Origin of the sequence: Flagellimonas nanhaiensis (assembly GCF_003382275.1) — a bacterium.
Classification (GTDB): Bacteria; Bacteroidota; Bacteroidia; order Flavobacteriales; family Flavobacteriaceae; genus Flagellimonas; species Flagellimonas nanhaiensis.
This window is the reverse complement of the sequence record NZ_QTJX01000003.1, coordinates 134,364-149,548: the sequence shown is the minus strand read 5'-3', so window position 1 is coordinate 149,548 and position 15,185 is coordinate 134,364. Positions and strand designations below refer to the sequence as shown.

The window sequence follows — 15,185 nt, the reverse complement described above, 5'->3', positions numbered from 1 at the left end:
TATAACCCTTAATTAAAGTTCAAATAGACGATGTCAAAAAAGAAATCATACTGCTGCGAAATGATGAAGACGAATACATCATTTAACTGTGATTTACACGTAGACAAATATGACTGTCCCGATACTTTGATTGACCATAACATAGAATCGAGCTATTTTTCAATAATTATTCATGATGGTGGAACTTCTGGAATAGAAATCAACTTTTGTCCATGGTGTGGATCCAAACTATAGAACTGAATTAAAAAAACAATACAAAAAAAACGATTATTAAAATCGTAATTTTAAAGTCTGTCCATTGCTTAATGCAAATTGTTAATTGACAACTAAAAACTATGTCCGACCAAAAAAGACTTTTCCTGCTAGATGCCTACGCGCTGATTTTTCGTGGTTACTATGCTTTGATCAAAAATCCAAGAATCAACTCCAAAGGCATGGACACTTCTGCCATTATGGGGTTTGTGAATTCCTTATTTGATGTAATCAAACGTGAAAAACCAGACCATTTGGCTGTAGCCTTTGATAAGGGTGGTAGTGTGGAACGCACAGAGCTTTTTGAAGATTACAAGGCCAATAGAGATGAGACTCCGGACGCCATTCGCATAGCCGTTCCTTACATTCAAGATATCTTAAAAGCCATGAAAATTCCTGTAGTGGAACTGGCAGGATATGAAGCTGATGATCTTATCGGAACCTTAGCCAAACAGGCCGAAAAAGAAGACTACAAGGTCTTTATGGTGACTCCGGATAAGGATTTTGGTCAGTTGGTGAGCGAAAACATCTTTATGTACCGCCCCGCTCGAATGGGAAATGGCATTGAAATCTGGGGAATTCCAGAAGTACAAAAACGCTTTGGGGTGCAACGCCCCGAACAGGTCATAGACTATTTGGGAATGATGGGCGATGCCAGCGACAATATACCCGGTCTTCCCGGTGTTGGGGACAAGACCGCCAAAAAATTCCTGGAAGAATTCGATTCCCTAGAAGGTCTGTTGAGCAATACGGACAAGCTGAAAGGAAAAATGAAAGAGAAGGTGGAGCAAAATGCTGAGCTGGGAAGGTTGTCCAGAAAACTGGCAGAAATCAAGATTGATTGCGATGTTACCTTTCAAGCTGAGGATTATGAAATGTGCCCTCCTGATGCGCAAAAAGTGCAAGAGATTTTTGATGAACTGGAATTCCGTCGACTCAAAGAGCAGTTTGTAAAAATATTTTCAGAGGAACCCCAGACCGAAACTACTTCTGCAAAGGTAGAGACACCCAAACAGGAACCCAAGGTGGCCGGAAGCGGACAATTTACCCTATTTGGTGGTGACCCAACCGAAGCACCAGCAACGATTAAAGACACCCACGGCAGAAAGACGGTCAATGATGTCCCTCATTTTTATCAAATGGTGCAGGATGGTTTGGCCATGGAGCTTTTCCTGGAAAAACTCATGGCACAGACCTCAGTTTGTTTTGATACGGAAACCACCTCCATCAACCCGCTCGAAGCAGAGTTGGTTGGTATTGCCTTTAGCTGGGATGTCGGTAAAGGATTTTACGTACCATTTCCCGAAGGGAAAAACGATGCCATGCCACTGATTGAAAAATTAAGGCCATTTTTTGAATCGGAAGCCATTGAGAAGGTTGGGCAAAACCTAAAATATGACATCAAGGTAATGCAGAACTATGGCGTGGAGGTCAAAGGACAACTTTTTGACACCATGCTGGCCCATTACCTCATCAATCCGGATATGCGCCACAACATGGACGTACTTGCGGAGACCTATCTGAACTATACCCCCGTTTCTATTACAGAACTCATTGGTAAAAAAGGCAAGAATCAGTTAAGCATGCGCCAGGTACCTTTGGATAAGCAAACCGAGTATGCTGTGGAAGATTCCGATATCACCTTTCAATTGGCACAACATTTTAGACCCGAACTAAAGGAAGCACAAACTGATAAACTTTTTAAGGAAATCGAGGTTCCCTTGTTACGTGTTTTGGCCGATATGGAAAGCGAGGGCATTAATTTGGATGAAGATTTCTTGAATGCGCTGTCCACGGAACTGGATGAGGACATCAAAAATCTGGAGGCCAAAATTTACGAGCAAGCCGGGGAACAATTCAATATTGCTTCGCCAAAACAATTGGGAGAAATTCTTTTTGGTAAAATGAAGTTGGTGGACAAACCCAAAAAAACCAAAACGGGACAATATTCTACTTCTGAAGATGTGCTTTCCTATTTGGCCAAGGACCATGGAATCATTCAAAATGTGCTGGACTATCGTGGGCTTGCCAAACTCAAAAGCACCTACGTGGATGCTCTTCCCAATGAGGTGCAGCAACATAGTGGTCGAGTTCATACCGATTATATGCAGACCGTAGCGGCAACAGGCCGCTTAAGCAGTAACAATCCAAACCTCCAGAACATTCCTATCCGAACAGAAAGAGGGCGGCAGGTAAGAAAGGCATTCATCCCTCGAGATGACGACCACGTGCTTTTGGCAGCGGATTATTCTCAAATTGAACTGCGCATCATCGCAGCATTGAGTGAAGAGGATACCATGATCAACGCTTTTAAGAATGGAGAGGACATTCACGCCTCCACAGCCTCCAAAGTATTCAATGTTCCCATTGAAGAAGTAACACGGGAACAACGTGGCAACGCCAAGACTGTGAATTTTGGAATTATTTATGGAGTATCTGCCTTTGGATTGAGCAACCAAACGGATTTAAGTCGGACCGAGGCCAAGGAACTCATTGAAACCTATTACAAAACCTATCCCAAATTACGCAATTACATTAGTGAGCAGATAGATTTTGCCCGAGACAATGGGTATGTACAGACTGTTCTGGGAAGAAGAAGGTACTTAAAGGATATCAATGCCGGTAACCAGGTGGTTCGCGGAGCGGCAGAACGAAATGCTGTTAATGCTCCCATACAAGGAAGTGCAGCTGATATCATTAAAATTGCCATGATCAACATCCATCAAAAACTTTCAGAAGGAGGATACAAAACCAAAATGTTGCTACAGGTACATGATGAATTGGTGTTCGACTGCTACAAACCGGAATTGGAGGCCATGAAAGAACTCATCAAGACCGAAATGGAAAATGCTTATAAGCTGGCAGTGCCTTTGGATGTAGAGGTAGGAATAGGGGAAAATTGGTTGGAAGCTCATTGAGGCATCTAAAAAAAGTCGGGAAAAATTTATTGTCCTAAACTACTTTGTCCTGTTTGAATCTCAGCAAAATCAACACAGGGAAGAAAAAACAGAAACTTGCATTTTTTGTCAACATTTTGCTGTTTATAAATTTTTAAATTGCTTAAAAACAGTGGTTTAACCCCTATTTTGTGTAAACTTCCTGATTTTTATCATGTTCCATATTTCTCATTTGTACCTACCTTTATCCTGCCCTTACGTCTACAAGTAAACCAAAAAAACTTTTTATCAATGCAAAACACCAAGGTCCGTTCCCACAAAAAAACCTATTCCCAAGATGAAGCTTTTAAAGCTTCCCTGGACTATTTTAATGGAGATGATCTGGCCGCCATGGTCTGGGTCAACAAATATGCCTTAAAAGATTCCGAGGGCAATATTTATGAGAAAACTCCAGATGATATGCACAACCGCATCGCGGAGGAAATCTCCAGAATCGAGAAAAAATACCCCAATCCATTGACCAAGAAGGAGGTTTTTGACCTTATTAAAAACTTCAGGTACATCGTTCCTCAAGGAAGTCCCATGGCCGGTATTGGGAATCCATTCCAAATTGCGTCACTATCCAACTGTTTTGTAATTGGTACAGAAGGTAAATCCGATTCGTACGGCGCCATCATGAAAATTGACCAGGAACAAGTACAGCTCATGAAAAGACGTGGAGGTGTAGGACACGACCTGTCCCATATCCGACCCAAGGGATCTCCCGTTAAAAACTCGGCGCTGACATCGACCGGCCTTGTACCTTTCATGGAACGCTACTCCAACTCTACCCGGGAAGTAGCACAGGACGGACGTAGGGGAGCTTTGATGCTCTCAGCTTCCATCAATCATCCAGATGCCGAGGATTTTATTGATGCAAAGACAGAACAAGGGAAGGTGACCGGGGCAAACATTTCGGTTCGTATTGATGATGGTTTTATGCAAGCCGTTGAGAGTGAAGGGGCTTATGTTCAAAAATTTCCGGTTTTCAGTGAAAAACCTAAGGTGAGCAAATCCATAGAAGCCAAACCACTTTGGGACAAGATCGTGAACAACGCTTGGCAATCCGCTGAGCCGGGAATTCTCTTTTGGGATACCATTTCCCGTGAATCTATTCCAGATTGCTACGCGGATTTCGGATACCGGACCGTTTCCACCAATCCTTGTGGTGAAATTCCGTTGTGTCCGTACGATTCTTGCAGATTGTTGGCCATCAATCTTTTCTCCTATGTTGAGCAACCTTTCACCAAGGAGGCTACCTTCAATTTTGAACTTTTCAAAAAGCACGTAGCCTTTGCTCAGCGAATCATGGACGACATTATTGATTTGGAACTGGAAAAAATTGATGCCATTCTGGACAAAATCAATAGCGACCCTGAACTGGAGGAAACAAAAGCTGTAGAACTTAGTCTCTGGAACAAAATTCGCCATAAAGCACATGAGGGAAGGCGTACGGGAATTGGAATCACCGCTGAAGGCGACATGCTCGCCGCGCTCGGATTGCGCTATGGCTCCGAAATTGCCAACGAGTTTTCTGTGGAAGTCCACAAAACCATTGCCTTGGAAGCTTATAGAGCTTCAGTAGAGACAGCCAAGGAACGTGGAGCTTTTGGAATTTATGATGCAGAGTTGGAGAAAGACAATCCTTTTATCCAAAGATTGCGAAAAGCAGATGAAAAACTTTATTACGAGATGCTGGAGCATGGGCGACGCAATATCGCTTTGTTGACCATTGCCCCTACGGGAACCACCAGCTTGATGACGCAAACCACTTCCGGAATTGAACCTGTCTTCTTACCTGTTTACAAAAGACGTAGAAAAGTGAATCCCAATGACAGAGCTGCCAAAGTAGATTTTGTGGACGAAGTTGGGGATTCTTGGGAAGAGTATATTGTTTTCCACCATAGATTCAAGCAATGGATGGAAGTTCAAGGAATAGCCACCGATAAAGACTATTCTCAAGAGGAATTGGACGACCTCATCAAAAAATCTCCATACTACCGGGCCACTTCCAATGATGTGGATTGGTTGAGTAAAGTACACTTACAAGGGGCGGTACAAAAATGGGTTGACCATAGTATCAGTGTCACCATAAACCTGCCCAATGATGCATCCAAAGAATTGGTCGGGAAACTCTATCTCGAAGCCTGGAAGTCTGGCTGCAAAGGAGTAACAGTTTACCGCGATGGATCTCGTTCCGGGGTGTTAATATCCGCTGACGACAAAAAAGAAGAGGGGAAATTGAACCCCTTCCCTACCAAACGGCCCCAAGTTTTACAGGCCGATGTGGTACGATTCCAAAACAATAAAGAAAAATGGATTGCCTTCATAGGCCTGATAGATGACAAACCTTATGAAATCTTTACCGGATTGGCGGATGACGAAGATGGTATCTTGCTACCTAGATGGGTAACCGAAGGTATGATTATCAAGAACAGGGACGAAGAAGGAGTTTCCCGATATGATTTTCAGTTTAAAAACAAAAGAGGTTACAAGACTACCATCGAGGGACTCTCCCATAAATTTGACCCAGAATATTGGAACTATGCCAAATTGATTTCGGGCACCCTACGCCATGGTATGCCCATTGAAAATGTGGTTGACGTTATCAATAGCTTACAATTGGATAGTGAATCCATCAATACCTGGAAAAATGGGGTAGCTAGAGCACTTAAACGATATGTTGCTGATGGCACTTTGGCCAAAGGTCAAAAATGTGATAATTGTAGTTCAGGAAATTTAATCTATCAAGAAGGATGTCTTACCTGCAAGGATTGTGGTTCTTCCAAATGTGGATAATCCAAAGATGAGATTTATTCAAAAACGCACTTCAGACCTTGGGGTGCGTTTTTTATTCCTCGTCATTGGAACCAAAACCAACATAATTGTCCCCGATTTGTTCTAAAACCTTAAGAAAGGTTTCAAACTCGAGGACATTCAAATCTTTAATGGCCAGTTTCCGAAGTTTTACCGCATGGGGCAATACCAGCTCAATGACGCTTCTCCCTTTTTGGGTCAATTCCAGTTTGAATCGTTTTTGATCACCGTCAAAACGGGTTTTATTGATCCAATCCTTGTTTTCCAGTCTACCAATTACCCTTGAAGTAGTTGCCCTGTTCCGGAAATTGCTGCGGACAATATCTCGTTGGCTTGCTTTATCTCCCAGCTCGTATATGCGGTGTAAAATCACCCACTGTTCAATGGTCATATCAACCTCAAGCTCCTCAAACTTTCTCAAGTAAGCATCTTGGATTTTGCGAAGCACAAGATCCAAATGAAGTCCTATCCCCTGTATTTCATCAATTTGGTTCAACATCGATCACTAAATTTAGTTAAACAACCTTATACCTGACAGTGAATGACTTTCAATTTTAACGCTATTTTTTTATTTCGAAGGCGTTTTGTTATTCAAAAATAATTATTTTTGTTGCATTAACAACAAAATATATTGAATTTCAAAAACATACAGCGACATGGAAACTTCTACTTTGGAACAACAAAAGGATAACCAGGCACAGGATTTCATGCCCATCAACGGAACAGATTACGTTGAACTTTATGTGGGCAACTCAAAACAGGCAGCTCACTATTACAAAACTGCGTTTGGATTTCAATCTTTGGCCTATGCCGGATTGGAAACAGGACTAAAGGACAGGGAAAGCTATGTGGTTGTTCAGGATAAAATTAGGTTGGTCCTTACTTCGCCCCTAAAAAGCGGCACCAAAATTGGCAAGCACATTGACCAACATGGTGATGGCGTAAAAGTTGTTGCACTTTGGGTAGATGACGCCACCTATGCGTATGAGACCGCAATGGCTCGCGGGGCCAAATCCTATATGGAACCCACAACCGAAGAAGACAGTACCGGTAAAGTGGTACGCTCTGGAATTTACACCTATGGTGAGACCGTTCACATCTTTGTTGAGCGCAAAGATTATAACGGAACTTTCCTTCCAGGATTCAAGAAATGGGAAACCCCAGACTACAATCCTACATCTACCGGATTAATGTTCGTGGACCACATGGTAGGCAACGTAGGTTGGAACAAAATGAACCACTGGGTGAACTTTTATGAGGATGTACTTGGGTTCAAAAACATACTATCTTTTGATGACGATGATATTTCCACTGAGTATACCGCTTTGATGAGCAAGGTAATGAGCAATGGAAACGGAAGAATTAAGTTCCCAATCAACGAACCGGCTGAGGGCAAGAAAAAATCCCAAGTTGAGGAATATCTAGATTTTTACGAAGGCGAAGGCGTGCAACACATTGCCGTGGCCACCGATGACATTATCACTACAGTTCGCGATCTTAGGAGCAGAGGTGTGGAGTTCCTCAGAGTTCCCGAAACCTATTACGATGCGGTAACCGATAGAGTGGGAAAAATTGATGAGGATATTGCCCCACTTCGTGAATTGGGAATTTTGGTGGACCGTGATGATGAAGGGTACTTGCTTCAGATTTTTACAAAACCTGTGGAACCAAGACCTACCATGTTCTTTGAAATCATTCAAAGAAAGGGCGCAAAATCATTCGGAAAAGGTAACTTTAAGGCATTGTTCGAAGCCATAGAGCGCGAACAAGAGGTACGTGGAACACTTCACTAACTAAAAACAACAGTATGCCGATATATCACAAACTCGGAAAAATTCCGCAGAAACGGCACGTCCAGTTTGAAAAACCCGAGGGCGGTCTGTATTACGAGCAGTTGTTCGGCACCATCGGTTTTGATGGAATGTCGTCCCTACTCTACCAAGTACACCGTCCAACTCAGGTAAAGGAAATTGGCAAGGCCTTGGATGTGAGTCCCAAAATAGCAGTGGAAAAAAACATCACCTCCAGAAAACTTATCGGTTTTGATGTAAAGCCACAAAACGATTTTTTGGATGCTCGTGAGCCTCTTTTAGTCAACAGTGATGTACATGTTGGACTTGCGGCTCCCAAAAAATCCCTAACGGAGTATTTTTACAAAAATGCCGATGCAGACGAGATGCTCTTCATCCATAAAGGTTCTGGAACCCTCCGGACTTTTTTGGGAAACATTCCTTTTGAGTATGGGGACTACCTCATCATTCCAAGAGGGATGATCTATCAAATAGATTTTGACACTGAGAACAACCGTATTTTGTATGCAGAATCGTTTGACCCGATTTATACTCCCAAGCGTTACCGAAACTGGTTTGGGCAAATGCTAGAGCATTCTCCATTCTGTGAACGGGATTACAAGCTTCCCCAAGATTTGGAAACTTATGATGAAAAAGGAGAATTTTTGATCAAGGTAAAAAAACAGGGGATGTTGCACCAATTGGTCTATGCCACCCATCCGTTTGATGTTGTGGGATGGGACGGTTATAATTTCCCTTATGGTTTTTCCATACATAACTTTGAACCCATCACTGGTCGCGTACATCAGCCACCTCCGGTGCACCAGACCTTTGAAACCAGTTCCTATGTGATATGTTCGTTCTGTCCAAGGTTATATGACTATCATCCAAAGGCCATTCCGGCTCCCTACAACCATTCCAATATTGACTCGGATGAAGTACTTTATTATGTTGATGGCGATTTTATGAGCAGAACGGGAATAGCCCCGGGACATATTTCCTTGCACCCTGCGGGAATTCCTCACGGACCGCACCCAGGCACCTACGAAGGAAGTATCGGCAAAAAAGGCACGGAAGAACTGGCGGTAATGATCGATACCTTCAAACCTTTGATGGTAACCGAAAATGCCCTTAAAATTGATGATGGGAATTATTTTAAATCTTGGGTGGAGTAAACATTAAATACAGCACTATGTCATTTCGAAAGGAGTCCCAACAGTTATCGGGACGATTGAGAAATCTGGAATTGAGATTTCTCACTTACGTTCGAAATGACAAATTATAATCGATTCCTTCCTTCACAGGAATGACATTAAAAACGAATTCATGATCATACATATACCGGAAAATTCAGATTTTTCCATACACAATATCCCTTTTGGAATTTTTTCCACTAAGGACAGAAGCCCAAGGGCCGGAGTAGCCGTTGGCGACCATATTTTGGACTTGGTGGCTGTAGCTGAACTTGACGTTTTCAATTTCAATACTGCAGTGCTGGAGCGCGAAGACCTAAATGATTTTATTTCATTGGGAAAAGAAATCACTTCTAAAGTGAGGACAGACATTCAATCTTGGTTGCAAGATGATAATTCCATTTTGGCGGGTAAACCAGAACTTTTCGTAAAGCAATCCGAAGCTCAAATGCACATGCCTGTGTGTGTTGGTGACTATACCGATTTTTACTCCAGTATTGAACATGCCACCAATGTGGGCAAAATGTTTCGAGATCCCGAAAATGCCCTGTTGCCCAATTGGAAGCACATTCCCGTAGGTTATCATGGAAGAGCCAGCTCTATTGTTGTTAGCGGACAACCTATACACAGACCTAAAGGTCAGACGCTTCCCAAAGATTCCAATACACCTGTTTTTGGACCTTCTCAACGTTTGGATTTTGAACTTGAGATGGGATTTGTTGTGGGCAAAAACACTGCAATGGGAGATACTGTCACTACTAAAGATGCCGAAGATTATATCTTTGGAATGGTATTGTTCAACGATTGGTCCGCCAGGGACATTCAAAAGTGGGAGTATGTGCCGCTGGGGCCTTTTTTGGCCAAGAATTTCGCTTCCTCTGTCTCACCATGGATTGTGACTTTAGATGCTCTGGAGCCGTTCAGGACTGCAGGCCCCAAACAAGAACCAAAGGTTCTGCCCTATTTGGAATACGAAGGGGATAAAAATCTTGATATCAACCTTGAAGTGGCCATAACACCGGATAGTGGCGAAGAGACTACAGTATGCCACAGCAACTTCAAATATATGTACTGGAACATGGCACAGCAATTGGCCCACCATACCGTGAATGGTTGCAATGTACATATCGGAGATATGATGGCTTCCGGAACCATCTCGGGAAAAGATGAAAATAGCTATGGCTCCATGCTGGAACTGGCTTGGATGGGAACCAAACCCGTGAAGATGAAAGATGGTTCAGAGCGAAAATTCATTAATGATGGAGACACGGTCACCATGCGAGGTTTTGCTCAAAAAGATGCTATTAGGGTAGGATTTGGAGAGGTTTCAACTAAAGTGCTTCCGGCCAAATGATAAAAACCGTAGATCCATCTCAGATTCCTCAACCGGAGCTCCATGGCATACTATTGACAGCCGTGGCACCCAGGCCCATTTGTTTTGCCAGCACAGTGGACAAAGAAGGAAATGTGAACCTGAGTCCATTTAGCTTTTTCAATGTATTCAGCTCAAACCCACCCATGTTGATTTTTTCGCCAGCACGTAGTGGAAGGGACAACTCCATGAAGCATTCCCATCAAAATGTGAAGGAAGTACCTGAAGTGGTCATCAATATTGTCAACCACGATATGGTAGAGCAGATGTCGCTCGCCAGCACAGCTTACGAGAAAGGAGTAAACGAATTTGTTAAAGCGGGATTCACGCAGGTACCCAGTGAGAAGGTGACACCTCCAAGGGTTGGAGAAGCCCCAGTATCCTTTGAATGCAGTGTACAAGAAGTCATTGAATTGGCCCAAAGCCCAGGTGCCGGAAATTTGATTTTGGCCAAGGTTGAGCTCATCCATATCAATGAAAATTACCTTACCGAAGGTAATTTGGATACCAAAAAGCTAGATTTGGTGGGCCGTATGGGAGGTAGTTGGTACATTAAGGCCAATGGCGATGCCCTATTTGAAATCCCTAAACCGATCACCACTAAAGGTATAGGTGTCGATGCTCTTCCGTTGGGAATTCGTGAGAGCGACATACTAACGGGCAACAATTTAGGACGATTGGGCAATCTAGAAAAACTTCCTTCTGCTTCAGAAATTGAGGCAATTGGGAACACGAAAGAAGTACAGAATCTGACGAAAAAAGAAATCCATGTATTGGCCCAGCGGATTTTGGAAGAAGGAAACACACAGAAGGCCCTTACACTTTTGTTGCACGCAGAAAACTTATAGAAATGACAAAGAAGGGGATCGAATCTATCTTCAAACCACATCTTGAACCCAAAGAAGTATACAAAGGGGGTAAAAATATTCCTCCCAGTAACAAAAAAATATACAAGCTCTCTTCAAACGAAAACCCTCTAGGCGCTTCGCCAAAAGCTGTTGAAGCGATTAAAGCAGCTTTGAACAAAATAGATCTGTATCCAGACCAAACTGATATTCGGTTGCGTGAGGCCCTTGTAAAGGATTTTAACGGTCAACTGGACAGTGATCAGTTTATTACGGGCAACAGTGGTTCCGAGATTATTGATATGGTTCTGAGGGCTTTTATCAATGAAGGAGATGAGGTCATCTTTTCCAATCCTTGTTTTTTGCCCTACTCTGTTTTTTCGAGATGGTATGGTGCAACCCAAATTGATGTTCCTTTAAAGGAACCAGATTACAGCTTGCATGTTGAAGGTATTTTGAATGCCATCACCGAAAGGACCAAAATCATTTTTTTGACCAGTCCCAATAACCCGACCGGGACCTATATTCCCAGAGCGGTTTTGGAAGATTTTCTATCTAGGATCCCCAAAAACGTTGTAGTCATATTTGATGAAGTGTACCAACATTTTGCCGATGCCGAAGATTACGTATCCGCCCTGCCCTACGTGTTGGATGGCCAAAACGTTATAGCGCTGAACAGTTTTTCCAAAACCTATGGTCTAGCGGGTCAGCGGGTAGGTTATTGTTACACCACAAAAACCATAGCCAATTACCTTCGTCTGATCCATAAGCCATTTTTACTGCCTTTAACTTCTATGGAAGCCGCAATTGGCGCTTTAGAAGACCAAGAGTTTATCGCTCAAACGGTAGAAACTGTTTTGGAAGGGAGAAAGTTTTTGGCAGCTGCTTTTGAAGAACTGGGAATTAAGTATTGGCCAAGTCAGGCCAATTTCTTTATCATTGACCCTCCCCTTCCAGAAATGGAATTCACAGATAAAATGATGGACGAAGGTATCATGGTGCGACCTGTTTCGCAATTTGGTGCTCCAGGAAAGGTCAGAATTACAATTGGGAACCAAGAAGCCAACAAGGCCTTGGTTAACGCGCTCAAAAAAATAAGCTCCCTTTAAAACACAAAACGATAGGTAGCCTTTAGCAGAAAAATGTTCTGCGGTTTTTGTCCAAAAACATTATCTCCCAAACTGGATAAGAGTCCAGATTCTGGGTCACCATCTCGGGATACATCTTGTGACCATACAAGAAAGATTTCAGAGCCAGGGATATACTCCCATCGGATGACCAAATTGGAGCGAAACTGTACGAAGGAGAAATCAGGATCATCAAAACTAAAGTCCTCTGCACCATCCAAATTCTCATCTATGGAATACGTGCCGTCCGCAAAGGAAACCTGACTCCCTTCATATTGGGTAAATCTATCCTCAAAAGAGCCTGCAGTGGCATTGGTGACATGCTTAAAGTTGGAATACCTTCCTCTGGAAATAAATGGTTGCCCCCAATATTGAATGGTTAAATTTGGATTTATGGTATAATTCAATCTAAAGGACATACTCAAGGTACGCTGATCTATTTCCCCGTTCAAATATCTTGGGGTCCCGTTCACTTCATCAAAATTATCAATGAATTGAAGTTTATCATGGTTGATACGCAATGACGGAAATGCCGAAATGCGCAGAGCATTTATTGGCTGATAGGTAAAGCCTGCCTCAATATTGTACGATTTAAAAGAATCATCCAGAGCCTTTCTTCCATTTTGAAAGGCACTGAAACGAAGTTTTTTTCTATTATCAGTTCTGATACTGTTCCAAAAACTCATCCACGGAGACAATCTTAGTCTAGGACCTCCGCGTAATGCAAAGTTGGAATATTGTTTAGGGGCATAGTTTAAACCTAGGTTAGTAAACCAGTTGCCCTTCCAATTCTGCCAACTGTTGGTGTTGAACTGAAGGTAGTTATGGTTGCCATCAAAATCCCAAGCGGTCCAATGGTTGTAATTGATACCTACACGTCTGAAGGTACTGTCCGGTTTCAATGTTTGATAACCAATCCAGGTGTAATGGCGAATATCATCTGCTTGCCTTTGGAAACCGATATCATTCAGTTCCAGTTCAGGCGACCTCCAAGTTCCGCCCGATTCAAACCTCCAATGCCCATTTCCAATTTTACCAATCTGAATGTTCCCTCCTGTTCCAGTCATGGATGTTCTGGTAGTGTCCACAACCACATGGCCAGCATCGACCCTTTGGAATAAATGGGTAATGGATTCCTGGGTATTTCGAATGGCCTCTTCGCTACCCTGGACGTGACTGAAGGTAATGTTCCCACCAACATACCAATCCCTATTGTGCCACTGATGTTTGAAATCCAGAGCACCGGTATAGGCAGATTTGTGCAAAAAGTCCAATTCGGAGGTTAGGTTGTCCCTATTGGTCCCCGTAAAGATTCCACCGATATAGGAGTTTCGTTCATTAAAGTCCTTCTGTAGCCTCCCCACAAAATAGTTGGTCAAAGGCTCTACCATTTCGCGTCTCCTTACTCCATTTTCATTACTTATGGATGCAAATCTTCGGGAGGTTACACTTTCCAGTATACCTATGGCCCATCCATTCTTTGTTTTTCCACTAAATTTTGCCGCTCCAATTATTGGGGTATTGTCTGGCTGATCTACATACTCACCATCTTCTGTATCTGGGGAGCCCTGCGGACTTCTTCCAATCCGTCTAGAATAAAAAATGTTATCAGAGCCAAAGGTATTTCCAGCTTCTGATCTGGATACATTGAAATCAAAAATGTTCTTGTTCTCCACAAAAAAGGGCCGCTGTTCTCTAAAGAAAATCTGAAATCCATCCAGAGCAATGGCAGATGGGTCCGCTTCCACCTGACCAAAATCGGGATTGACCGTAAGGTCGAGGGTAAGATCGTTTGTTATTCCTATTTTGGCATCAAGACCTACAGTGAGGTCACTTTCGTTTCCATCCCTAAAGGGATTTCCTTCCTCTGCCTCATAGGTCTCTCCACTAGTTACCGTATAGGGCTGAACTTCCAACTGTTTTTGGGGCTGAATGTTTTTCAATCCATGCAGCTCCCCAAATTCGCTTACCCATCCGGGCTGGTCTATAGGCTTTCTTTGCCATAGAGAACGTTCCTCGGCTCTAAAAAAACGTCTTGTTGACTGCAATCCCCAAACTTGGTTTTCCGCGTCCCCAAACTTCAATTGGCTCAAGGGAATCCTGATTTCGGCTGTCCAACCCTCTTCATCAATATTGGTTCTAGCATACCAGATTGGATTCCAACTTGAATCCCATGTGTTACCGTTATTTGAAACAAACTCATCTCCTTTAACACCCGCTGCAGTAATAGTAAAGGAGAAAGCCGTTCTTTTATCATGATAGCTATCAATATTGAACTCTACCCAGTCACCTTCAAAACCATCTCTTCGCGATAAACGCTTTACAATTTTCTCTGGTTCGGAATCATAACATCTGACCCCGATATAAAGGTTTTTACTGTCATATATGATTTTGAACTTTGTTTGATCGGAGGGCGGAGTGTTTTCATCAGGTTGCCATTCTACATAGTCCCCTCCCCACTCTACAAGGTTCCAAGCGGCATCATTTAACAACCCATCTATACTAGGTGTTGTTTCTGCCCCCAAGTTTTTTGTAACATAAATCTTTTTGGGAACCACCTGAGTGGAATCTTGGGCTTGCGTAAAAATTGGAAATAGGGCTAGTGCAAGGATAATACCAGATAGTCTCACTGTTCGTTTTGGATTTGATTAGTTGAAATAAAGACCTAGTAAAATCAAATGAGTTACAGTTGAGTAAAATTTTAACTTTTTTTAACATTGAAAATTGCAACCCTTCTATTTTTGCAGGAAATTGGACGGAATTAAAAACAAAAAAATATTCCCAATCAACCGTTTGTAATTCAATCTAATAATTGTACATTTGCAGCCCGTTTATCGGGATAGGTTTCAAATT

At 42.6% G+C, this 15,185-nt stretch carries 10 protein-coding genes; 8 read left to right on the top strand and 2 right to left on the bottom strand.

What is annotated here, in order from left to right:
* The first annotated feature begins 30 nt into the window (after positions 1 to 30).
* From DX873_RS19215 to DX873_RS13595, 3 genes are all read left to right on the top strand, one after another.
* Positions 31 to 234 (top strand): DUF6980 family protein, encoded by a 204-nt coding sequence (locus DX873_RS19215; protein WP_116185032.1) that lies wholly within the window; start codon positions 31 to 33, stop codon positions 232 to 234.
* A 101-nt stretch (positions 235 to 335) separates the two neighbouring features.
* Positions 336 to 3,170, top strand: coding sequence for a DNA polymerase I (gene polA / locus DX873_RS13600; RefSeq protein WP_116185031.1), 2,835 nt, complete (start codon positions 336 to 338; stop codon positions 3,168 to 3,170).
* 270 nt (positions 3,171 to 3,440) lie between these two features.
* A complete protein-coding gene (locus DX873_RS13595; protein ID WP_116185030.1) occupies positions 3,441 to 5,987 on the top strand; it encodes an adenosylcobalamin-dependent ribonucleoside-diphosphate reductase in 2,547 nt (848 codons plus the stop codon).
* Positions 5,988 to 6,039: 52 nt separating this feature from the next.
* Here the strand turns inward: DX873_RS13595 and DX873_RS13590 are convergent, their stop codons facing one another.
* A complete protein-coding gene (locus tag DX873_RS13590) occupies positions 6,040 to 6,504 on the bottom strand; it encodes a MarR family winged helix-turn-helix transcriptional regulator (RefSeq protein ID WP_116185029.1) in 465 nt (154 codons plus the stop codon).
* Positions 6,505 to 6,661: 157 nt separating this feature from the next.
* Here DX873_RS13590 and hppD point away from each other — a divergent pair, with 157 nt between their 5' ends.
* The 5 genes from hppD to hisC all read left to right on the top strand — a co-directional run bounded on the left by hppD (position 6,662) and on the right by hisC (position 12,314).
* Positions 6,662 to 7,798: a 4-hydroxyphenylpyruvate dioxygenase gene (hppD, locus tag DX873_RS13585; RefSeq protein ID WP_116185028.1), complete on the top strand. Its 1,137-nt coding sequence runs from the start codon at positions 6,662 to 6,664 to the stop codon at positions 7,796 to 7,798.
* A gap of 14 nt (positions 7,799 to 7,812) precedes the next feature.
* Positions 7,813 to 8,970 (top strand): homogentisate 1,2-dioxygenase, encoded by a 1,158-nt coding sequence (locus DX873_RS13580; RefSeq protein WP_116185027.1) that lies wholly within the window; start codon positions 7,813 to 7,815, stop codon positions 8,968 to 8,970.
* A 151-nt stretch (positions 8,971 to 9,121) separates the two neighbouring features.
* Positions 9,122 to 10,342 carry a fumarylacetoacetase gene (gene fahA / locus DX873_RS13575; protein ID WP_116185026.1) on the top strand — a complete coding sequence of 407 codons (1,221 nt, stop codon included), beginning with the start codon at positions 9,122 to 9,124 and terminating at the stop codon, positions 10,340 to 10,342.
* Positions 10,339 to 11,208, top strand: coding sequence for a flavin reductase family protein (locus DX873_RS13570; protein ID WP_116185025.1), 870 nt, complete (start codon positions 10,339 to 10,341; stop codon positions 11,206 to 11,208). Before fahA ends, DX873_RS13570 begins: the two co-directional genes overlap by 4 nt.
* Positions 11,209 to 11,210: 2 nt before the next feature.
* Complete coding sequence (gene hisC / locus DX873_RS13565) at positions 11,211 to 12,314, top strand: histidinol-phosphate transaminase (RefSeq protein WP_116185024.1); 1,104 nt, start codon at positions 11,211 to 11,213, stop codon at positions 12,312 to 12,314.
* On the opposite strand, the gene DX873_RS13560 is transcribed toward hisC, so the two are convergent.
* A complete protein-coding gene (locus tag DX873_RS13560) occupies positions 12,311 to 14,962 on the bottom strand; it encodes a DUF5916 domain-containing protein (protein WP_232520937.1) in 2,652 nt (883 codons plus the stop codon). The two genes, hisC and DX873_RS13560, sit on opposite strands and share 4 nt — an antisense overlap.
* Positions 14,963 to 15,185: the final 223 nt, after the last annotated feature.

Excerpts from the sequence above, each read along its gene's own strand:
- polA (WP_116185031.1), top strand. The coding sequence starts at position 336 with ATGTCCGACCAAAAAAGACTTTTCCTGCTAGATGCCTACGCGCTGATT.
- DX873_RS19215 (WP_116185032.1), top strand. The coding sequence starts at position 31 with ATGTCAAAAAAGAAATCATACTGCTGCGAAATGATGAAGACGAATACA.
- DX873_RS13580 (WP_116185027.1), top strand. The coding sequence starts at position 7,813 with ATGCCGATATATCACAAACTCGGAAAAATTCCGCAGAAACGGCACGTC.
- fahA (WP_116185026.1), top strand. The coding sequence starts at position 9,122 with ATGATCATACATATACCGGAAAATTCAGATTTTTCCATACACAATATC.
- DX873_RS13570 (WP_116185025.1), top strand. The coding sequence starts at position 10,339 with ATGATAAAAACCGTAGATCCATCTCAGATTCCTCAACCGGAGCTCCAT.
- DX873_RS13590 (WP_116185029.1), bottom strand. The coding sequence starts at position 6,504 with ATGTTGAACCAAATTGATGAAATACAGGGGATAGGACTTCATTTGGAT.
- DX873_RS13595 (WP_116185030.1), top strand. The coding sequence starts at position 3,441 with ATGCAAAACACCAAGGTCCGTTCCCACAAAAAAACCTATTCCCAAGAT.
- hppD (WP_116185028.1), top strand. The coding sequence starts at position 6,662 with ATGGAAACTTCTACTTTGGAACAACAAAAGGATAACCAGGCACAGGAT.
- hisC (WP_116185024.1), top strand. The coding sequence starts at position 11,211 with ATGACAAAGAAGGGGATCGAATCTATCTTCAAACCACATCTTGAACCC.